Source organism: Georgenia sp. EYE_87 (assembly GCF_023148685.1).
GTDB lineage: Bacteria > Actinomycetota > Actinomycetes > Actinomycetales > Actinomycetaceae > Georgenia.
In genome coordinates, this window is sequence record NZ_JAHXNL010000006.1 from 82,056 (window position 1) to 102,906 (window position 20,851).

The window sequence follows — 20,851 nt, forward strand, 5'->3', positions numbered from 1 at the left end:
TCTCCGGAAGGCTCGCCGAGGAGCCGCCAGCCGACAACGGGGCAGATTGGTGTCCCTCCGGGGCACCGATCTTCCCCGGTCCGCCCCGAACGGTGGCGGGCTCGACGACCTCCACGCGCTGGCGGAGACGTCTTCCCCGGTCCGCCCGAACGGTGGCGCGGCCGGGCTCAGCGCACCAGGGACAGGGCGATCCCGTCGAGGATGTCGTGCTCGCTTGTCACCACCGGGCCGAGCACGCCGCCGTCGGCCTCGACCTCGGCCGCGACCCGAGCGACCACCTCTGACCACACCAGTGCGCCCGCCCCGATGACGTCCACCCGCCCCGGGTGCATGAACCCCATCGCGGCCCGTTCCCCGTGCGAGGCGTGCAGCAGCGCCGAGCACGACGCGAGGACCTCCGGGACCTCCAGAGCAGCGCCGTCGATCGCCGCCGGGTCGTAGGCGGGCAGCCCGAGCGCGTGGGCGGTGATCGTGGTGACCGAGCCGGCCAGGCCCACGAGGGTCCGCGCCCGCCCGAGCGGGACGACGGCGGAGGCGTCGTCGAGCAGGCGTCGCACGTCCGCCCGGGCGGCCTCCTCCTCGGCGGCGGTGGGCGGGTCGGTGCGCAGGTGCCGCTCGGTCAGCCGCACGCAGCCGACGTCCAGCGACAGCGCCGCCTGCGCGGAACCGTCCCCGAGGACGAGCTCGGTGGACCCGCCGCCGATGTCGACGACCAGGTACGGGCCGGCGTGCGAGGGGTCGAGGACGCTCACGGCGCCGGCGAAGCTCAGCGCCGCCTCCTCCTCGCCCGAGATCACCTCTGGGGTCACGCCGAGGGCCTCGCGGACGCCGTCGACGAAGTCCTGGCGGTTCTCGGCGTCGCGGGTGGCCGAGGTGGCGACGAACCGGGTGCGCTCGACGCCGAGCACGCGGCAGCGCTCGGCGTAGTCACGGGCGGCGACCAGGGTGCGCTCGAGCGCGGCGGGGTCGAGCCGGCCGGTGCGGTCCACCCCCTGCCCCAGGCGGACGATCTCCATGCGGCGCTCGACGTCGGTCAGCCGGGTCCCCCGGGCGCCGTCCGGCTCCAGGTCGGCGACGAGCAGGCGGATGGAGTTGGTGCCACAGTCGATGGCCGCTACACGAGTCACCGGACAACCCTGCCACGGCGTCGCGGCCCGTCGCGCGGCCGGAGAGCGGGGTGGGGGCCCGGGACGAGCGGGGCCCTAGGCTGGCCCTCATGAGCGAGGAACGTGCGATCGAGGCGCTGGAGCGGTCCGGGATGGACTTCACCGTCACCCGGCACGGCCGCGTCTCCAGCCTCGTCGAGGCCGCGGCCGCCCGAGGGGTGGAGCCCGGGGCGATCATCAAGACGCTCGTGGTCCGCCGCGGCGAGGACGACTACCTGTTCGTCCTCGTGCCTGGCGGCCGGGCGATCTCCTGGCCCAAGCTGCGCATGCTGCTCGGCGTGAACCGCATGTCTATGCCGGACGCCGCCACCGCGAAGGACGTCACCGGGTACGAGCGGGGCACGATCACGCCGTTCGGCGCTACCACCGCGTGGCCCGTGATCATGGACGGGACGATCTCCGGCACGGTCTCGATCGGGGCGGGCGCGCACGGCGTCGCGGCCACGGTGGACGCGGGCGATCTCGCCACGGCTCTCGACGCCCAGGTCGCGGACGTCACCGAGCCCGAGTAGATCGCCCGGCTCGCGCCCTTAGCCCGCCCCGTGCCGGACACCGTCGAGTGAGACGTACCCCGTGTGGTAAGTGCCTCATAACGCGGGGGTCGTCGCACTCGCCGGTGTCCCGCCTGGACGCCCCCTGTGGGGTCCGCTGGGCCTACTCGGCGCGGCGGGTGACGCGTGCCCCGCGTCCGCGCACGCGGACCCGGGCGCGGGCGCGGAGGGTCAACCCGCCGAGCACCGCCGAGATCAGGGACCCCAGGAGCACCGCGAACTTGGCGTGGTCGCCGGCCGGTGTCGCGCCGAACGACAGCTCGGCGATGAGCAGCGAGACCGTGAAGCCGATGCCGGCGAGCATCGCCACACCGAGCAGGTCCGCAAGGTCCACGCCGTGACCGAGCCGCAGGGGCGTGACCTTCGTGAGGATCGCGACCCCGCCCCAGATGCCGAGAACCTTGCCCACCACGAGGCCGGCGATGACGCCGATGGCGATCGGGTCGCCCAGCACCTCGCCGAGGCCCCCGGAGTCGACCACGGAGACGCCCGCGGCGAAGAAGGCGAAGACGGGCAGAGCAAAGCCGGCGGAGATCGGCTGAACGCGCTCGACGAACGCGTGCGTGAGCTGCTCCCGCTCGCCGCGCCGCCGGCGGGCGGGGACGGTCATGCCCATCAGGACGCCCGCGACGGTCGCGTGCACGCCCGCCTCGTGCATGAGCGCCCACGCCACGACGGCGAGCGGCACCAGCAGCCACCAGGAGGTCAGGCGTCGCTGGACCAGCAGTCCGAAGAGGGCGATCAGCGCGAGGGAGCCCACCAGCTGCAGCAGGTGGATCTTGTCGGTGTAGAACACCGCGATCACCGTGATGGCGAGGAGGTCGTCCACGACGGCGAGGGTGAGCAGGAAGACGCGGAGCGTGGGCGGGAGCCCGCGGCCGAAGATGCCCAGCAGCGCGACCGCGAACGCGATGTCGGTGGCGGTGGGGATGGCCCAGCCGCCGATGCCGTCGGAGTCGCTGACCGTCTGGATGCCGGCGTAGATCAGTGCGGGGACGGCCATGCCGAGCACCGCGGCGGCCATCGGGAGCAACGCCTCGTCGAGCTTGCGGAGGGACCCGGTGACGAACTCGGTCTTGAGCTCGAGGCCCACGACGAAGAAGAAGATCGCGAGGAGCCCGTCGGCCGCCCAGGTGGAGAGCGAGAGGTCGAGGTGCAGCGCGGCCGGCCCGATCTCGTAGCCCGCCAGCGCCTGGTAGGCCCCGCGCCAGGGCGAGTTCGCCCAGAGCAGCGCCAGGACGGCGGCGCCCAGCAGCAGGGCGCCGGTGAAGGTCTCGTTCTGGAGGCGGACCTGCATCCTGCGGCGCCTGCCGTAGCTCGTGGCCGTGGGGATGTGGTGGTGCTCGTGCGGCTCACGGTGCGGCATGCGCGGCCCTTTCCGGTGCGGTCGACGAAGATCCTGCCGACCAGACTTCCCGGCGCACCGCGGGACACCCTACGTGACGGCGACCGGCCGCGCCCGCCCGCGTCCGGGAGGCGGGACCCCGCCCCCAGGGGACGCGCCGCGGGTCAGCGGGAGCAGCGGTCGGGCCTTGGGGGACGCGTCGCGGGTCAGCGGGAGCGGCGGTCGGCCCCCGGGGGCCGCGCCGCGTCAGCAGGAGCAGCGGTCGGGGCTCCAGGTTCCCTCGAGGAGGTGCAGCGTCTCGTCCCCGAACGGGTTGACTCCGGGCCCGACGGCGAGCGTGTGCCCCAGCAGCGCGTGGAGGCACTTCACGCGGGTGGGCATGCCGCCCGCGGAGATGCCTGCGATCTCCTCGACCTCTCCCAGCTCGGCCCGGCGGGCGAGGTAGTCCTCGTGGGCCCGACGGTAGCGCTCGGCGAGCTCGGGGTCCGCGGCGAGCCGCTCGTTCATCCCCTCCATCACGTGCTCGGCCTCGAGCGTGCTCGCCGCCCTCACCGCGGGCGGGCAGGTGAGGTAGTACGACGTCGGGAAGGGGGTTCCGTCGTCGAGGCGCGGGGCGGTCCGGACCACCAGGGGGCGTCCGCACACGCAACGGGCGGCGATCTCCACCACGCCCCTCGGCACCCGGCCGAGCTGCTCGGCGAGGACCTCGAGGTCACGTTCGGTCACGGCGGTCTGGTCGGTCACCGCTCCATTGTCCTACGCCTCGCCGACCCGCCCGACGAGCCGGGGCCGCGGCCGGTTCACGGCGTCCGCTCCTCCGCGGGGACGGACAGGCCCGAGGGGTCCTCGTCGCCCACCACGGACTCGCCCGCCACCTGCACCGACTCCCACGCGCGCAGGTACCAGGGGGTCGCCGCGGCCCGCTCGACGGCGCGTTCCGCCGCCTCGGCCTCCGCGGCGCTCTCCCCGCCGGTCACCGTCTCCGGGTCGACGACGACGTAGGGCGTCTCCCCCGGCATGACGTACCCGAGCCGGTCCCGCGCCTGAGCCTGGACGTACTCGGGGTCCTGCCACCGGGCGAGCTGGCGCTCGAGGTCGGCGTTGCGCTCCTCCGCCTCGGAGACCTGGGCGTTCAGCTCGCGCAGCTCCTCCTGCTGGGCGACGGCGTAGCGCAGCGTCGGGGCGAGGACAGCGAAGGCCATGAGGGCGACGAGGAAGAGGCCAAGGGCGCGCAGGCTGACCGTGGGGCGCGGCTCGCCGTCGGGACCGGGCGCCCCGAAGCTGAGGAACCGGCGCGTCGTCGGCTCGGCGACAGCGCCGGTCGTGCGGGCGGGCCGCGGCGCGGAGCCCGGCCGCGACGCCCCTGGGCGGGTCGCCGAGGCGGCGGCCTTCGAGCCCTTCTGCGGGCCGGCCGGACGCCCGCCGGCGGACGTGCCGGCAGCGGGGCGCGCGGCTCGGGAGCCGGCCCTGCCCGCACCCGGCCGCACCTCCGGCTTGGCGCCGGACCGTGCGGGGCGCGCGGCGGGGCTGCGGCCCTGCTGGGAGCGTGCGCCGCCTGCGCGGGGCGCGCTGGGGCGGCGACTGCTCATGGTCTCCATCGTCTCCCATCGGACGCACGAACGCCGGGAGCCACGGTGCGTGAGTCGTCCGGGAGGACGACGACGCACCGGGCTCCCGGCGTCGCGGGCACGGCCGCGCGGCCACCGGGCGGGGCCGGTCAGGGCCCCGTCGGACAGGCCGGCGACCCGCCGGTCAGGCGCGTGCGGCGCGCGGGAAAGCGCTGCGGCCGGCGTAGACCGCCGCGTCGTCGAGCTCCTCCTCGATGCGCAGCAGCTGGTTGTACTTGTTGATGCGCTCGCCGCGGGCGGGGGCACCGGTCTTGATCTGGCCGGCGTTCACGGCGACGGACAGGTCGGCGATCGTGGTGTCCTCGGTCTCGCCGGAGCGGTGGGAGACCATCGCGGTGAAGCCGTTGCGCTGCGCGAGCGTGACGGCGTCGAGGGTCTCGGTGAGGGAGCCGATCTGGTTGAGCTTGACCAGCAGCGAGTTGGCGGCGCGCAGCTCGATGCCCTTGGCAAGGCGCTCGGGGTTGGTGACGAAGAGGTCGTCGCCGACGATCTGGACGCGGTCGCCGACCTGGGCGACCAGCTGGGCCCAGCTGTCCCACTCGTCCTCGCTCAGCGGGTCCTCGATGGAGACCAGCGGGTAGTCGGCCACGAGCTTCTCGTAGTAGGCGACCATGTCCGCGGGCGAGGTGGCCCTGCCCTCGAACTGGTAGGCGCCGTCGGAGAAGAACTCGGTGGAGGCGACGTCCAGGGCCAGGGCGATCTCCTCGCCCGGCTTGTAGCCGGCCTTCTCGACGGCCTCGAGGATCAGGTCGAGGGCGGCGCGGTTCGACTCGAGGTTCGGGGCGAAGCCGCCCTCGTCGCCCAGGCCGGTGGCCAGCCCGCGGGCCTTGAGCACCGACTTGAGGGAGTGGTAGACCTCCGCTCCCCAGCGCAGCGCCTCCTTGAACGTCGGCGCACCGACGGGGGCGACCATGAACTCCTGGATGTCGACGTTGGAGTCCGCGTGCGAGCCGCCGTTGAGGATGTTCATCATCGGCACGGGCAGCAGGTAGGCGTTGGGGCCGCCGACGTAGCGGAACAGCGGCAGCCCGGCGGACTCGGCCGCGGCCTTGGCGACGGCGAGGGAGACGCCCAGGATGGCGTTCGCGCCGAGCTTGCCCTTGTTGGCGGAGCCGTCGAGGTCGATGAGGGTCTGGTCGATGATGCGCTGCTCGGTCGCCTCGATGCCGAGGACCTCGGGAGCGATGGTGTCGATCACGGCGTCGACGGCGTTCTGCACGCCCTTGCCCAGGTAGCGGGAGTTGTCGCCGTCACGGCGCTCGACGGCCTCGAACGCGCCGGTGGACGCGCCGGAGGGCACGGCCGCGCGCGCGACGGTGCCGTCCTCGAGCGCGACCTCGACCTCCACGGTGGGGTTGCCGCGCGAGTCAAGAATCTCGCGGGCGCCAACGGCCTCGATGCTGGCCACAGGTGACTCCTTCAGTCGGTGGGTGGTGCGGGTTCGCAAACATCGTCAACCGTAGTACGGGGCAAACCCGACAGCGAGGGACCATCCGCCCGGAGAAGGGTGCAGGCGGGTGTGAACAGCGCCACGCCGCCGCGGGCCCAGCCTCAGCCGGCGGGGGTGGGGGCGGGCTCGCCCTGGTGGATCCAGTCGCGCACGGTCGGGACGAACGCCCCCGAGTCGTCGGTCTGCGCGTAGCGCGGGTTGACCTCGATGTCCGCCTCCTGACGCGCCGTCTCGGCCTCGGCGAAGATGGCCTGGGCGTCCGGGGAGGCGTAGATCTCGTTGTACTGCAGCAGGTAGCGGCCGAGGTCGAGGAACGCCTCGGACTCGACGTCGGGACGCTGCGTGGCGCCGGCGGCAGACGCCTGCTCGAGGAAGAACTGCTCCACCTCGGCGTCGGAGACGGCGTAGCCGGCCTCGATGGCGATCGGGTCGAGCAGCTCGCCCTCGACCAGGGTGTTGAGCACGGCCACCGGGGTGACGTCCTGCTGCCCGGTGAGGGCGATGAATTCGGAGGTGGCCTCGTCGACCTCGTTCTCGCTGATCGTGGTGCCGTTGACCGTGGCTGCGGTGCCTGGCTGGGCGGAGCAGCCGGCCAGGGCGAGCCCCGCCGCGGCGAGCGCGACGGCGGTGCGGATCAGGTGCGAGGGGCGCGTGCTGGCCACCGGTGAACCTCCGAGTCTCCCGCCGCTGGGCGCGGTCCGGGCTGTGCTGCTGAACCGTCTTCATCGTAGAGGCACCTGGCGGGCACGTTGTGCACGCGTCCGGGACCGGCAGCAGACGTCCGGGTTCTGGCGGGCCCGGAGGAACCGGCAGGTCAAGGTGCGGACGACCAGGCAGGGCACCGTGCTGACCAAGAAGTGGCCCTGGGCAGAAGAAGTCGGCCCAGGACCACTGTGTCTGCGCAAACCCACTTACCCACCTCGTGAGGCCCGTCTCGCCACCCTCGCGGGGCGCGCGCAGGCGTCCCCGAGCGCGTCCTGGCTCAGCACGCAGGCGTCAGCGAGGGCGTCGGGGCTCAGCGCGCGCGCAGGGCGTACGCGAGCGCGTCGACGCTGAGACCGACACCCGTCAGCCCGAGCCGCCCGGCCAGCTCGACGACCGCCGGCTGCGCGAGCCGGGCCGCCGACATCGCCGCGGCGTCGGCGAAGATCTCTGCCGCGCGGCCCTCGCGCACCACCCGCCGCTCGGCCATCACCACCACCCGCTCGACGTGCCGCGCCACGAACTCCATGTCGTGGGTGATCGTCACGACCGCGCGGCCGCGCGCCGCGAGGTGGGCCGTGATGGCCGCGATGCGGTCGAGGCCGGCCCGGTCCTGACCCGCAGTGGGCTCGTCGAGCACGACGGCGTCGGGGTCGACCGCGAGCACCGAGGCGATGGTGACGAACTTGCGCACCGACAGCGGCAGGTCGTGCGGGTTCTCGTCGAGCAGGTCGCCCAGGCCGGCGAGCTCGGCAGCCTCGTCGACGCGCCGCGCGGACTCCTCGCCATCCAGCCGGAGCCGGCGCAGGCCGTACCCGACCTCGCGCCGGACCGTGCTGTTGAAGATCTGGTCGTCGGGGTTCTGGAAGACGTACCCCACCCGGCGGGCCACCTGCGCGGCGGTGCGGGTGCGCGTGTCCACCCCGTCCACCCGCACGGTGCCCGACGTCGGCCGAAGCAGGCCGTTCATCATCTTCACCGTGGTGGTCTTGCCGGCGCCGTTCTGGCCGATGATCGCCACCGACTCCCCGGCGTCGACGGCGAGCGAGACCCCCTCCACGGCGAGCGTGCCGCCGGGGTAGCGGAACGAGACGCCCTCGAGCTCGACGAGTGCCATCACGCCTCCCCCACGGCCCCGGCGGGGCCGACGTCGGCCCCACCGTCGCCCCGGCCGCCGAGGGCGGCGGCGAGGGTCTCGACGGTCAGCGGCGCCCCGGGGACGTCGACGCCGCGGTCCCGCAGCGCGGCGGCGAGCCGGACCGCCTCGGGCAGGAGGGTGCCGTGCTCCGAGGTTCGGGGGTCGGTGAAGACCTCCCGCGGGGTCCCGGCGAGCACCACCTCGCCCCCGTCGAGCACCACCACCTGGTCCGCGTGCTCCGCCACGAGGGACATCTTGTGCTCCACGAGCACCACCGTCCGGCCCGCCTCCTTCATGGCGGCGACCAGCGCGAAGACGTCCTCGGTCGAGCGCGGGTCGAGCTGGCTGGTGGGCTCGTCGATCACCAGGACCGGCTGCTCCATGATCAGGACCGCCGCCAGCGCCACCCGCTGCTGCTGGCCCCCGGAGAGCTGGAACGGGTGGCGGTCGCGCAGGTCCGCGAGGCCGGCGCGCTCGAGCGCCTCCTCGACCCGCGCGCGGATCTCCGTCGGCGGCACCCCGAGGTTGCCCAGGCCGAAGGCGAGCTCGTCGAAGACGGTGTCGGTGATCCCGCTCATCTGGGTGAAGGGGTTCTGGAAGACGTACCCGATGCCCCGGGCGAGTTCGTTCTCGTCGGCGGCCGCCACGTCCTGCCCGCCCACGCGCACGGTCCCGGACAGCTCGCCCTTGTAGAAGTGCGGGACGAACCCGCGGATCGCGTGGCACAGCGTGGTCTTGCCCGCCCCGTTCGGCCCGACGACGGCGCACAACGTCCCCGGCGCGACCGTCAGCGATACCCCGCGCAGCGTGGGCTCGTCGACGCCCGGGTAGGTGTAGACGAGGTCGGCGACCTCCACGGCGGCGCTCACAGCACCCACAGCACGATCCTTCCGACGACGGCGACCGCCAACACGGCCCACAGCACGGCCCGCACCACGCGGTCCCGCCGGGTGTCGACCACGGCGTACAGGGAGGTCCGCGGCCCGGAGAGCGTGAACCCGCGGGACTGCAGGGCGAGCGCCTTCTCCTCCACGGACAGCACCGAGCTGAGGATCAGCGGCACGAGGGTGGGCACGAACGCCCGGGCGCGGACGAACCAGTTCGCGTCCGTCTCGATGCCGCGGGCCCGCTGGGCGTCGAGGATCGCGCCGGTCTGCTTGCGCATCTCCGGGATGAGGTTGAGCGCGGCGACGACGACGTAGGTGGCCTTCGGCGGCACCCGGCGCCGCTCCAGCTCGAGCATGACCCGCCGGCGGTCGCTCAGCTGCGCCGCCAGCACCAGGGGGGTCCCGGCGCCCATGATGCGCGCCGCGAAGGACACGCCCCGCTCGAACCCCTCGAGGGTGCCGTCGAGGATCCAGAGGCTGAACAGGATCGTCGGCCCCTCGATGAACAGGGTCTGCAGAGCGACGATGACGACGCTGAGCAGCACCACGGTCGAGGCCCACGCCGTGAGGAACGCACGCAGCCGGCCCGCGGCGGCGGCCACGAGCACGCACACCACCACGACGGCCCCCACCGACCACAGGCCGGCGAGCTGCGAGAGCACGGCGAGCACCACGCCGAGGACGACGACGGTCGTCGGGTTGAGGGCGAGGATCGGGTTGGGGTCCGTCAGGACCTGGACACCGGGCGCCGGCGCGGGGTCGGTGGCTGCGCCGCCGTCGTCACCGGGCGGCGCGGGGTCGGTGGCTGCGCCGCCGTCGTCACCGGGCGGCCGGGGGTCAGTGGGGGCTGCGCCGTCGGTCACGGCGCCGTGCGTGCGGCGCCGCGCTCCCGCTTGCGGGCGGCGACGAAGATCTCGCCGTGCGGGAAGCGCAGCAGGGCGCGGTTCGACAGCGACCGGACGACCAGCGTCGCGATCCCGACGGAGAGGAACTTGTCGATCAGCTCGGCGGGAGTGTGCGAGGCGACGATGGCCCAGAAGAGCGGCAGGTCGGAGTAGTCGTTGATCGCACCGGTGAGGATCGAGACGCCCGAGGTGGTGAAGCCGCCGTAGAGGTAGTAGCTGAGCAGCACCGAGACCGCCACCGAGATGACCGTGACGATGAGGGCGCTGATCGCCGCCTTCCCCCACGTGGTGAACATGCCGCGCCGGGCGAGCACCCCGACGAGGAAGCCCATCGCCGCGGCCAGGACCGACCACGGCGCCATGGTCGGGTCCGCGACGGAGAGCAGGAGCACGCTCAGCGCGCCCGTCACCAGCCCGATCCACGGCCCGGCCAGCATCGCGACGAGGAACGTGCCGATGGAGTCGAGGAAGATCCAGAGCTGGAGCGTCTTGGCGAGCTGCCCCCCGACGACGTTGATCGCGATGGCCACCGGGATCAGGAGGATGGCCATGAGCGTGAAGTCACGCTTGATCGAGGCACCGAGACCCATGTCGAGCTCCTTCGTCAGGCCCGCGGCCCGCGCGGGCGTCCCCCGGCTCTCGATGCCGAGGGTGTCACAGGTTCCCGCGCCCCGGGCACCGTTGGCAACCAGGCGCGTCGGTACGTCACCGGATCGAGACCGCGGCTACCGGATCGAGACCGGAGCCACCGGATCGAGACCGGGGCTACGCCGTCGTCCCAACCTTGGCCGCGGCGGCGACCGACGCCTTGAGCACCGACTCGATGAGCTCGTCCACCCACGCGAGCAGGGCGGCGTCGCGCAGCGGCCTGCCCCCGAGCTTCGCGGTCATCGGGAACGGCACGAGGATCGCGCGGACCGCCGGCTTGAGCACGGTGCCCGGGTAGAGCCGCTTGAGGCGCAGCTCGGCGGACTCCGGCAGCTCCACCGGCGCGAAGCGCAGGTACTTGCCCTGCGCGGTGATGTCGGCCAGCCCCACCGCACGGGCCTTCTCCCGCAGGGCGGAGACGGCGAAGAGCCGCTCGACCGGCTCGGGCACCGGCCCGTAGCGGTCGATCAGCTCCTCGCGCACCGCCTGGATCGACGCCTCGTCCCCGGCCACGGCGATCTTGGCGTAGGCCTCCAGGCGCAGGCGCTCGTGGGCGATGTAGTCGTGCGGGACGTGGGCGTCGATCGGCAGCTCGACCTTGACGTCGGCCTTCTCGGTCTCCTTCTCGCCGCGGTACTCCGCGACGGCGTCGGAGACCATGCGCACGTAGAGGTCGAAGCCCACCCCGGCGATGTGCCCGGACTGCTCCCCGCCGAGGAGGTTGCCGGCGCCGCGGATCTCGAGGTCCTTCATGGCCACCTGGATGCCGGCGCCGAGGTCGGTGTGGGCGGCGATGGTGGCGAGCCGGTCGTGCGCGGTCTCGGTCAGCGGCTTCTCGGGCGGGTAGAAGAAGTACGCGTACGCGCGCTCGCGGCCACGGCCCACGCGACCGCGCAGCTGGTGGAGCTGGGACAGGCCCAGCTGGTCCGCGCGCTCGACCACGAGCGTGTTGGCGTTGGAGATGTCCAGGCCGGTCTCGACGATCGTGGTGCAGACCAGGACGTCGAACTCCTTGTTCCAGAAGTCCTGGATCACCCGCTCGAGCTGGTGCTCGCCCATCTTGCCGTGGGCGACGGCGATGCGGGCCTCCGGCACGAGCTCGGCCAGGCGGGCCGCGGCCTTGTTGATGGAGGAGACGCGGTTGTGCACGTAGAAGACCTGGCCCTCGCGCAGGAGCTCGCGGCGGATCGACGCGGCCACCTGCTTCTCCTCGAACGCCCCCACGAAGGTCAGCACCGGGTGCCGCTCCTCCGGCGGCGTGGCGAGCGTGGACATCTCGCGGATGCCGGTGATCGCCATCTCCAGGGTGCGCGGGATCGGGGTCGCGGACATCGCCAGGACGTCGACGTTGGTGCGCAGCTGCTTGAGCGTCTCCTTGTGCTCGACGCCGAATCGCTGCTCCTCGTCGACGACCACCAGGCCGAGGTCCTTGAACCGCACCTCCCCGGTGAGGAGGCGGTGGGTGCCGATGACGACGTCGATCTTCCCGGAGCGCACGCCCTCCTTGACCTCGGCGGCCTCGGCGTCGGACTGGAAGCGCGAGAGCGCCCGCACGGTGACCGGGAAGCCGGCGTACCGCTCGGAGAAGGTGTCGAGGTGCTGCTGGACCAGCAGCGTGGTGGGCACGAGGACGGCCACCTGCTTGCCGTCCTGGACGGCCTTGAACGCCGCGCGCACGGCGATCTCCGTCTTGCCGTAGCCGACGTCCCCGCTGATGAGGCGGTCCATCGGGTACGGCTTCTCCATGTCCGCCTTGACCTCCTCGATCGTGACCACCTGGTCGGGGGTCTCGATGTAGGGGAAGGCGTCCTCGAGCTCGCGCTGCCAGGGGGTGTCCTGGGCGAACGCGTGGCCCTTGGTGGACATGCGCGCCGCGTAGAGGCGGATGAGCTCGGCGGCGATCTTCTTGACGGCCTTCTTGGCCGAGGCCTTGGTCTTCGCCCAGTCCGACCCGCCCATCTTGCTCAGGGTGGGCGCCTCGCCGCCGGTGTACTTGGTGACCTGGTCGAGGGAGTCGGTGGGGACGAAGAGCCGGTCGCCGGGCTGGCCCCGCTTGGACGAGGCGTACTCGATCACGAGGTACTCGCGGGTCGTGGCGTCGGCGCCCGTGCCGACCGTGCGCTGGACCAGCTCGACGAACCGCCCGACGCCGTGCTGCTCGTGCACCACGTGGTCCCCGGCGCGCAGGGCGAGCGGGTCGACGACGTTGCGCCGCTTGGACGGCATGCGCCGCATGTCCCGCGTCGAGGTGCCGGCGCGGCCGGTGATGTCCGCCTCGGCGACCAGCGCGAGCTTGAGGTCGGGCGCGACGAAACTGCGCCCGGACGCGGCGGTGGTCACGAGCACCACGGACGCGGGCGGCTCCTCGGCGACGTCCTCGACGAGCCGGGCGGGGACGTCGGCGGCGGCCAGCTGCTCGCTCAGGCGGCGGGCGGGCCCGGGGCCCTCCGTGGTCAGGACGAGGTGCCAGCCCTGGTGGACGAGGTCTGCGAGGTCCTTGAGGGCGCGCTCGACGTCGCCGTTGTACCGCTCGACGTCGCGGGCGCCGACGGCGAGCGCGCCGCCTCCCGCGGACGCAGACGTGGACGTGGACGTGGCGGGGCTCGCGACGGCGGGCACGCCCGCGTCGTCCCCTCCCCCGACGGCGGGGGCCGGACCGGCCAGCTCGGGCGCGTCGAGCTCGGCGTCGGTGGGCAGCGCGGAGAACGACCACCAGCCCAGCCCGCGGGTCAGCGCGAGCGCGCGGGCCTCGGCGAGCTCGGCGAAGGAGGCGGCTCGCAGGTCGAGCGGGGTCTTCCCGCCCTGGGCGGCGGACGCCCAGGCCGCGGCGAGGAACTCCTCGGTGGTGGCGACGAGGTCGTGGGCGCGGCGGCGCACCCGCTCGGGGTCGGACAGCACGACGAGGGAGTGGTCGGGGACGAGGTCGAGCACCGGCTGCATGCCCTCCACAAGCACCGGCGAGAGGGACTCCATGCCCTCCACCGCGATGCCGTGGCTCATCCGCTCGAGCATGTCCGCGGCGCCGGGGAGGTCCTGGACCAGAGCGGCGGCGCGTGCGCGGACCTTCTCGTCCAGGAGCAGCTCGCGGCACGGCGGCGCCCACAGGCCGTGCTCGGCGACCTCGAGGGAGCGCTGGTCGGCGACGGCGAACCAGCGGATCTCCTCGACCTCGTCGCCCCAGAACTCCAGCCGCATCGGGTGGTCCTCGGTGGGCGGGAAGACGTCCAGGATGCCGCCGCGCACGGCGAACTCGCCGCGTCGCTCGACCATGTCCACTCGCGTGTACGCGGCGGCGGCGAGGTCGGCGGCGACCTGTTCGAGGTCGGCCTCCTGACCGACGGCGAGCGAGACGGGCTCGAGCTCGCCGAGGCCCTTGACGACCGGTTGCAGCAGCGCGCGCACCGGCACCACGAGGACCTTGATCTCGCCGGACTGCCCGCCCGCGTCGGTCGGGTGCGCCAGCCGGCGCAGCACGGCGAGCCGCCTGGCGACGGTGTCGCTGCGCGGCGAGAGCCGCTCGTGCGGGAGGGTCTCCCAGGCGGGGAAGACGGCGACGTCGTCGTCGGCGAGGAAGTGGCGCAGGGAGGCGGCCGCCTCATCGGCCTCGCGGCCGGTGGCGGTGACGACGACGAGCGGGCGGCCCTGGGCGGTCAGCTCCGCGGCGAGCGGGGCGCGCACGCCGAGGGGGACGTTGACGTGCACCAGGGGGGCCAGGACGGGTTCGCGCGCGAGCCTGACGGCATCGGCGATCGCCGGGTCGCGGCGCAGCAGCGGGAGGAGTCCGGTGAGCTTCATGGGTCCTTCGCGAGGGACGACGGCGGAGGGCGCGCTGCGCCGTCGTGGCCGGGCGCCAAGCTCGGGCCGGGCGGCACGGGCCGACGGGGCGGGCAGCACGCGAGCCCCGCATCCGGCAGGAGGCGGGGTCCACGGGCAGTCTACGGGCCGGTGGCCGCCGCCGCTCCGGGGGGACGTGGGCGGCGGCGACCGCGATGCGCCACGGTGGCGCGGCCGGCCGGCTCTCGGGCCGACGTCCTACGCGGGGCTGACGTGCGTGCGGCTGACATCGCCTCCGGGGCCGACGCCGGGCCCAGCGGATCAGCGGATCTGGACGGCCGCGACGTCGCCCCACACCGAACGGGCCCCGCTGTCCCCCACCCGGTAGACCTGGACGAGCGCCGCCAGGGCGGCGACGACCGCGAGGACGGCGAGGGTGGTGACCAGCGCCCGGCCGGGGCGGGCGGCCGGCGGGCCCGACCGGACCCCGGGCGCCTGGGGCGTGTCCGGCGCCCGGACGCCCCGTGCCGCGGCGCCGGGCCCACGGGAGAGCGCGCTCGGGGCGGCGGCACGGGTGCGGGCGTCGGCGAGGACGAGCAACCACACCAGGACCGCCAGCGGGAGCGCGTACCAGAGGAGCTGGCCGCCGAGGGTCGCGTGGTCGCCCGCGGGCGGGCCCACCCGGCGCTGGAGCGCCTCGCCGCTGCGGGTGGCCACCGGCACCATCGCCGTCGCGGCCGTCGCGAGGAGCGCCACGAGGACGCCGAACCGGCGCCGCCACCCGGGCACGGCGGCGACCGCCACGGTCCCCAGCGCCGCGAGCGGGAGCAGCACGACGACCCCGTGGACGACCAGGGGGTGCAGGGGCAGCCCGGCGATGAGGTCGAACATGTCTGGCTCCTTGTCCGTCGTGAGGGTTGTACGCGGGAGCCGGCGGCGGGGATTGCGGGGCTCAGGCGCCCTGCTGGGCGAACTGCGTCTCGTACAGCTCCGCGTACAGCCCGTGGGAGGCGAGGAGCTCGGCGTGCGTGCCCTGCTCCACCACCCGGCCGCCGTCGACCACGGCGATCGAGTCCGCCTTGCGGACGGTGGAGAGACGGTGGGCGATGACGATCGAGGTCCGCCCCTCCATCGCCGTGTCGAGGGCGAGCTGGACGGCGGCCTCGGACTCGGAGTCAAGGTGCGCCGTCGCCTCGTCGAGCACCACCACGCGGGGCGAGCGGAGCAGCAGGCGGGCGATCGCCACGCGCTGCTTCTCGCCGCCGGAGAGCCGGTGCCCGCGGTCGCCGACCACGGTCTCGAGCCCGTCCGGCAGCCGGCGCACGAGCGGCTCGACGTACGCGGCCCGCAGGGCGGCGAAGAGCTCGTCGTCCGTGGCGTCCGGCCTCGCGTAGAGGAGGTTCGCGCGCACGGTGTCGTGGAAGAGGTGCGCGTCCTGGGTCACCACCCCGACGGCGGCGTGGAGGCTCGCCTGCCGGACGCCGCGCAGGTCGAGGCCGCCGACGCGGACGGTGCCGGACGTGGGGTCGTACAGCCGCGCCACCATCGTGGACAGCGTCGTCTTCCCCGCGCCGGACGGGCCGACCAGCGCCAGCATCGAGCCCGGCGCCACCCGTAGCGAGATGCCCCGGAGCACCTCCTCGTCCGGACGGCGCAGGGCGGGCGCCGGCTGGCCGTCGGACGCGCGGTCCCGGCCGTCGGCGGCCACCTGGCCGTCGCCCTGCGCCCGGCCGTCGGCGTGGGCCGCGGGCTCCCCCGCCTCCGCGGGTGGCAGACCCTCGAGGGAGGCCAGCGACACCCGCTCGGGCCGCGGGTAGGAGAAGCGGACGTCCTCGAGCTCCACCGACAGCGGGCCGTCGGGCAGGTCGACGGCGTCGGGCGCGTCGGTGATGAGCGGTCGGAGGTCGAGCACCTCGAAGACGCGCTCGAAGCTGACCAGCGCGCTCATGACGTCCACCTGGACGTTGCTCAGGCCGGTCACCGGCCCGTAGAGGCGGCCGAGCAGCCCGGCGAACGCGACGAGCGTCCCGACGGTCACCGTCCCGTCGATGGCGAGCACGCCGCCCACCCCGTAGACCAGGGCGGTGGCGAGCGAGGCCATGGCCCCCAGCGCCGCGAAGAAGACGCGGTTGCTCATCGCCGTGCGGATGCCGATGTCCCGGACCGCGGCCGCCTTCTCCGCGAACTCGGCGTCCTCGCGCGCGGGCGTGCCGAAGAGCTTCACCAGCAGCGCGCCGCCCACGTTGAACCGCTCGGTCATCCGGTTGCCCAGCTCGGCGTTGAGCTCCATGCCCCGCCGGTTCAGTCCCGCGAGGCGCCGACCCACGCGGCGGGCGGGCAGCAGCAGGAACGGCACGACCAGGAGGGCGAGGACGGTGATCTGCCAGGACAGCGCGAGCATGGTGGCGAGCACCACGACGACGGAGATGACGTTCGAGACCACGCCCGAGAGCGTGGAGGTGAAGGCCCGCTGGGCGCCGATGACGTCGGAGTTCAGGCGCGTGACGAGCGAGCCGGTCTGGCTGCGGGTGAAGAACGCGATGGACTGCAGCTGGACGTGGGAGAAGACGTCGGTGCGCAGGTCGTAGATCAGGCCCTCCCCGATGCGGGTGGAGAACCAGCGCTGGACCAGGGTCAGCACCGCCTCGCCGACCGCGACCAGCGCCACGAGCGAGGCGAGGACCACGACGAGACGACGGTCACCCTCGGCCACGCCGTCGTCGATGATCCGCTGGAGCAGCAGCGGGGTGGCCACCACGAGCAGGGCACCGGCCACCACGAGGAGGAGGAACCAGAAGATCTGGTACCGGTACGGCCGGGCGTAACCCAGGACCCGCCGGGTGGTGCCCGGCGTGAGGTGGTGGTCCTTCACGGAGGAGTCCTGCCGCAGGGTGCGCCCGTAACCGCCGGGCCCGCCCATCCCCCCGTGCATCCCACCCATCGACATGGCACCGATCCTCGCACCTGCGCGCGGGCGCCCGCTCCGGCGCGTCGCCTCGGGCGGCGGCGCGCGTCGCCTCGGGCGGCGGCGCCGTGACAGCGGCGCACCCGTCCGCGGTCACCGCCCGGCGCTGTCGCGTCGCGGCTACTCAGCGGCCCGCGAGCCCGGCGATCTCCTGCGCGCTCAGGGCCCTGTCGTACAGGCGGACCTCGTCCAGCCCGCCCCGGAGCTTGCGGTACCCGCCCGGCTCGGCGCCGATCCCCAGCGCGAGACCGTTCGTCGCCACGGCCGAGGGTCCCGCCGTCGAGTCCTGCAGCACCCCGTCGACGTAGAACCGCATCGTCGTCCCGTCGTACGTCCCGGCCAGGTGCACCCACGTGCCCAGCGGGTGCACCGACGTGGCGTCGACCCGGTACAGGTTGCCCGAGGACACCTCGTTCGCCCGGAAGAATCCCCGCCCCGAGCTCGACAGCGACAGCTCGAAGCCGTTCCGGGACCCGGTCGCCTTCTTCACCACGTACTGCGTCGCCAGCACCTGCGGGCGCACCCACGCCGCCACCGTCATCGCACCGGAGAGGTCCAGCGACGCGTTGTCCGGGACCTGCGCGTACCCGCTCGACCCGTCGAGCACCAGGGCCGAGCCGGCCCGGCCCGGCCCCCACCCGACCGTGCCCTGCACCGTCCCGTGGTTGCCCCACCCGGACGAGTCCCCGACGGCGGTCCCGGAGCCCTCGTCCATGAGCCACTGTCCCCGCACGCCGGTGGGCGCCGGGGCCGGCGCCGTGATCGTCACGCTCATGGTCCCCGGCTCCGACCACAGCTGGCCGTCCCGCACCCGGAAGGTGAACGAGTCCTGACCCACCGCACCGGCCGCCGGCACGTACCGGAACGCCCCTGTCGCCGCGTCCGTGAGCGTCACCGACCCCAGCCGGGGCGCGGTGACCACCTCGAACAGCAGGGGCCCGCCCGAGCTCGACGCGACCCTGAGCGTCCCGTCGACCGCCGTGTCCCGGGTCGTGGTCACCGACCCGTCCGCCACTACGGGCGCACTCGGCTCGGGGTCGGGGTCCGGGGCGGGGTCGGCGCCGATGACCGTCGAGTGTGCCTTGCTGACCGAGGACGCCATGACCATGAGGGCGCCGGGGACGTTCTCCTTCGTCCCGGTGACGTTGTTGAAGTTGCCGTCCATCGCCGTCGTGGACGATGCCGGGAAGACGAGGTCACGCGTGGAGGCGGACTTCATGAGGATGTCGTCGAAGTTCGTGCTCTCGGTGTAGAGCACGCGCAGGGTCCCGGTCGACTCGTCGAGCTGGACGATGGCGCGGGTGCCGACGTCGTCGACCTCGCGGAGGTTGTCCCACGAGCCGGTGGGGCGCCGCACGAGGAGGCCGATCACGGGCCGGTCCGAGCGGTTGTAGGACGTCTTGACGGCGGCGTACAGCGTCCCGTCCGAGGCCACGGCGACGTTGAGGTGGTCGTCGGCCATACCGCCGCCGATGTTGAGCGCGGACTGGCTCGCGGGCACCTCGTCGCTCCCCCACGCCGACGGGCTCGCCCCGTCGGCGTGGGTGCGGAAGCCGAACCGGCGGGTGGACTGGTTGGACCAGAGCACGCCGATCTTCCCGCCTGGGATGGCGGTGACCACGGCGATGTCGTCCTCGGTGACGTTGGAGGCGAGCACGGTCCTGGAGGAGAAGGAGCGGTAGGGCGAGTCGGCGTAGCGCACCTCGACGCTCGTCCTGCTGTCCGAGGCGAGCCACATCCGGCCGGTCGAGTCGATGTCGATGGTGGCGGTCTCGCTGCCGGAGAGCGAGACGGGGGTGGCGGTCGGCCGGGCCGTCCACGGCTGGTAGGTCCGGGTGCCGGGGACGTACTCCACGGAGACGAGGACCGGCGAGGGCCCGTGCAGGAAGATGTGCGTGACGTTCCCGACGCGCTTGGCGTCCGCCCGCAGGGTCGCGTCGGAGCTGAGCCGGAGCACGTTCGTCCACCGGCCGCCGTCGTAGCGCCACAGCCAGGTCCCCGCCGGGGACACCTGCGTCGAGGCGAGCACGGCCCACCACGTGCCGTCGTGGCGCCACAGCTTGGACTGGGGCTTCTCGCCGGTGTTCACCGAGACCGGGACGCCGTCGTCGACCGTGAGCGCCGCCGCGGACGGTGCGGACAGCAGGGAGCCGGGGTCTCCCGTCCGGTCGCCGCTCGCGGTCGGCGCGCCGGGGCCCTGCGCGTCCGCAGCGCCCTGCCCGGCCGCCGCGCCCTGCGCGGTCCAGCCGAGGGTGACCAGCCCGGGGCCGCCCCTGGTCTCGACCTCGATGAGGTACGTCGTGCCCGCTCTCGCCGGGAGGACGAGCTCGGAGGTGACCACGCTGCCCACGTCGTCGTTGCCGCGGACCTCGCTCAGCGCCCCGGGCGTGCCGGTGCTGACGGCGAGCACGGTGTCCAGCTCGCTGCCGTGGGTGTGGAAGCGGTAGGCACCGTTCGCCGGCGCGGTCCATCGCCACCACAGGCTGGGGGCGACGACCTCGGGCGCCTCGGGGCCCGTCGTCGGGGAGAAGTTGGGCGCGACGACCGTCCCCGAGGGCCCGTCGAGGTCGGCCGGCGAGGCGGCGTCCGAGCCCGGGACGGCCCCGGACGGCCCGGAGGCGTCGGCCGGGACGACGACGGACGGCCCCACCGCCGTCGGCGCCTCACCGGCGCCGGCCGGCTGGGCGATCCCCAGCGCGAGCGCGAGCGCCGCCACGACGACCGCGCCGATCCGCCCGGCGTTCCCGCGCGCGCCGCCTCCGCGTCCTCCCGCACCGACCATGGCCCTGGACCTCCCGCTCGACCGTTCCGCGGCGGGGCGCGGGCCGCCGGACGCGGCCGCACCCGGCGGACTCTGCGGAGTTTTCCGGCCGACGAGGCCTCCGCGCGTGGGCCCCGCGGGGTGAAGACGATTCAGGGTAGGGGTGACCTACGGGGTGACCGGGCCGGCCGCCCGTCGCCTGTCAGACAGCCGTGTGCAGGCGCAGCTGCGCCTTCTCCAGGCCGAGGGTGACGACGTCCTCGACCGCGTCGGCCGCCTGCTCGAGGGTGACCGCGAGGTCCGCCCGCTCGGCGGGCGCGAAGTCACGCAGCACGTAGTCCGCGGCGTCCATCCGTCCGGGCGGGCGGCCGACGCCGACCCGCAGCCGCACGTAGTTCCTGGTGCCGAGCGCCTGGCTGACGGAGCGCAGCCCGTTGTGGCCGCCCTCTCCCCCGCCGAGCTTGAGGCGCAGCGTGTCCGGCGGGAGGTCGAGCTCGTCGTGGACGACGAGCAGGTGCGCCGGGTCGACGTCGTAGAACTTCACCAGCGCCCCGACCGGGCCGCCGGAGACGTTCATGAACGAGCCGGGCTTGGCCAGGATCACCCGCGGCCCCGGGGCTCCGCCGGGCAGCATGCCCAGGCGGCCGTCGAGCACCGCCGCGCGTGCCTTGTGGCTGGTGAAGGAGCCGCTCATCCTGGCGGCCAGCACGTCGAGGACCATCTGGCCCACGTTGTGCCGGTTGCCGGCGTACTGCGGACCGGGGTTGCCCAGCCCGACGACGAGCCACGGACTCATGCTGCTCCTTCTGCTTCGCTCTCCGGCCCCATGATCGCACCGGGGCCCGACACACGCGTCGCGGCCCCGCCCCCCGGGGGCGGGGGGCGCCAGGGGGCTGGGGGGGGGCCCCCCACCAGGGGCACCGCGGCCCGC

The 20,851-nt window shown here is 74.1% G+C and carries 16 protein-coding genes; 1 reads left to right on the forward strand and 15 read right to left on the reverse strand.

What is annotated here, in order from left to right:
- Positions 1-167 precede the first annotated feature (167 nt).
- Positions 168-1,127 carry a Ppx/GppA phosphatase family protein gene (locus tag KZX45_RS10585; RefSeq protein WP_248257695.1) on the reverse strand — a complete coding sequence of 320 codons (960 nt, stop codon included), beginning with the start codon at positions 1,125-1,127 and terminating at the stop codon, positions 168-170.
- 89 nt (positions 1,128-1,216) lie between these two features.
- On the opposite strand from KZX45_RS10585, the gene KZX45_RS10590 reads away from it, so the two are divergent.
- A complete protein-coding gene (locus tag KZX45_RS10590) occupies positions 1,217-1,678 on the forward strand; it encodes an aminoacyl-tRNA deacylase (RefSeq protein ID WP_248257696.1) in 462 nt (153 codons plus the stop codon).
- Between the two features lie 142 nt (positions 1,679-1,820).
- On the opposite strand, the gene nhaA is transcribed toward KZX45_RS10590, so the two are convergent.
- From nhaA to pth, 14 genes are all read right to left on the reverse strand, one after another.
- A complete protein-coding gene (gene nhaA / locus KZX45_RS10595) occupies positions 1,821-3,083 on the reverse strand; it encodes a Na+/H+ antiporter NhaA (protein WP_248257697.1) in 1,263 nt (420 codons plus the stop codon).
- Between the two features lie 225 nt (positions 3,084-3,308).
- A complete protein-coding gene (locus KZX45_RS10600) occupies positions 3,309-3,806 on the reverse strand; it encodes a DUF501 domain-containing protein (RefSeq protein WP_248257698.1) in 498 nt (165 codons plus the stop codon).
- A 56-nt stretch (positions 3,807-3,862) separates the two neighbouring features.
- Positions 3,863-4,651 (reverse strand): septum formation initiator family protein, encoded by a 789-nt coding sequence (locus KZX45_RS10605; protein ID WP_248257699.1) that lies wholly within the window; start codon positions 4,649-4,651, stop codon positions 3,863-3,865.
- 163 nt (positions 4,652-4,814) lie between these two features.
- On the reverse strand, positions 4,815-6,098 hold the full coding sequence (gene eno, locus KZX45_RS10610; protein ID WP_248257700.1) for a phosphopyruvate hydratase: 1,284 nt from the start codon (positions 6,096-6,098) through the stop codon (positions 4,815-4,817).
- A 143-nt stretch (positions 6,099-6,241) separates the two neighbouring features.
- Positions 6,242-6,802, reverse strand: coding sequence for a SurA N-terminal domain-containing protein (locus KZX45_RS10615; RefSeq protein ID WP_248257701.1), 561 nt, complete (start codon positions 6,800-6,802; stop codon positions 6,242-6,244).
- Positions 6,803-7,155: 353 nt separating this feature from the next.
- Positions 7,156-7,959: an energy-coupling factor ABC transporter ATP-binding protein gene (locus KZX45_RS10620; RefSeq protein ID WP_248257702.1), complete on the reverse strand. Its 804-nt coding sequence runs from the start codon at positions 7,957-7,959 to the stop codon at positions 7,156-7,158.
- A complete protein-coding gene (locus KZX45_RS10625; RefSeq protein ID WP_248257703.1) occupies positions 7,959-8,858 on the reverse strand; it encodes an ABC transporter ATP-binding protein in 900 nt (299 codons plus the stop codon). The genes KZX45_RS10620 and KZX45_RS10625 overlap by 1 nt, the downstream gene beginning before the upstream one ends.
- Entirely contained in the window at positions 8,846-9,730 is an 885-nt protein-coding gene (locus KZX45_RS10630; protein WP_248257704.1) for an energy-coupling factor transporter transmembrane component T, read from the reverse strand. Before KZX45_RS10630 ends, KZX45_RS10625 begins: the two co-directional genes overlap by 13 nt.
- Complete coding sequence (locus tag KZX45_RS10635) at positions 9,727-10,362, reverse strand: hypothetical protein (protein WP_248257705.1); 636 nt, start codon at positions 10,360-10,362, stop codon at positions 9,727-9,729. Before KZX45_RS10635 ends, KZX45_RS10630 begins: the two co-directional genes overlap by 4 nt.
- Before the next feature lie 175 nt (positions 10,363-10,537).
- Positions 10,538-14,215 (reverse strand): transcription-repair coupling factor, encoded by a 3,678-nt coding sequence (mfd, locus tag KZX45_RS10640; RefSeq protein ID WP_248257706.1) that lies wholly within the window; start codon positions 14,213-14,215, stop codon positions 10,538-10,540.
- A gap of 300 nt (positions 14,216-14,515) precedes the next feature.
- Positions 14,516-15,085: a DUF2231 domain-containing protein gene (locus KZX45_RS10645; RefSeq protein WP_248257707.1), complete on the reverse strand. Its 570-nt coding sequence runs from the start codon at positions 15,083-15,085 to the stop codon at positions 14,516-14,518.
- Between the two features lie 61 nt (positions 15,086-15,146).
- Entirely contained in the window at positions 15,147-17,141 is a 1,995-nt protein-coding gene (locus tag KZX45_RS10650; RefSeq protein WP_248257708.1) for an ABC transporter ATP-binding protein, read from the reverse strand.
- A gap of 142 nt (positions 17,142-17,283) precedes the next feature.
- The gene (locus tag KZX45_RS10655; protein ID WP_248257709.1) at positions 17,284-19,941 is read right to left on the reverse strand and encodes a LamG-like jellyroll fold domain-containing protein; all 2,658 of its coding nucleotides are present in this window, start codon (positions 19,939-19,941) and stop codon (positions 17,284-17,286) included.
- A gap of 181 nt (positions 19,942-20,122) precedes the next feature.
- Entirely contained in the window at positions 20,123-20,716 is a 594-nt protein-coding gene (pth, locus tag KZX45_RS10660; RefSeq protein ID WP_248257710.1) for an aminoacyl-tRNA hydrolase, read from the reverse strand.
- Positions 20,717-20,851: the final 135 nt, after the last annotated feature.

Coding starts and splice junctions, on each gene's coding strand:
- KZX45_RS10590 (WP_248257696.1), top strand. CDS start 1,217: ATGAGCGAGGAACGTGCGATCGAGGCGCTGGAGCGGTCCGGGATGGAC.
- nhaA (WP_248257697.1), bottom strand. CDS start 3,083: ATGCCGCACCGTGAGCCGCACGAGCACCACCACATCCCCACGGCCACG.
- KZX45_RS10605 (WP_248257699.1), bottom strand. CDS start 4,651: ATGAGCAGTCGCCGCCCCAGCGCGCCCCGCGCAGGCGGCGCACGCTCC.
- KZX45_RS10620 (WP_248257702.1), bottom strand. CDS start 7,959: ATGGCACTCGTCGAGCTCGAGGGCGTCTCGTTCCGCTACCCCGGCGGC.
- KZX45_RS10635 (WP_248257705.1), bottom strand. CDS start 10,362: ATGGGTCTCGGTGCCTCGATCAAGCGTGACTTCACGCTCATGGCCATC.
- mfd (WP_248257706.1), bottom strand. CDS start 14,215: ATGAAGCTCACCGGACTCCTCCCGCTGCTGCGCCGCGACCCGGCGATC.
- KZX45_RS10645 (WP_248257707.1), bottom strand. CDS start 15,085: ATGTTCGACCTCATCGCCGGGCTGCCCCTGCACCCCCTGGTCGTCCAC.
- KZX45_RS10650 (WP_248257708.1), bottom strand. CDS start 17,141: ATGTCGATGGGTGGGATGCACGGGGGGATGGGCGGGCCCGGCGGTTAC.
- KZX45_RS10655 (WP_248257709.1), bottom strand. CDS start 19,941: ATGGTCGGTGCGGGAGGACGCGGAGGCGGCGCGCGCGGGAACGCCGGG.
- pth (WP_248257710.1), bottom strand. CDS start 20,716: ATGAGTCCGTGGCTCGTCGTCGGGCTGGGCAACCCCGGTCCGCAGTAC.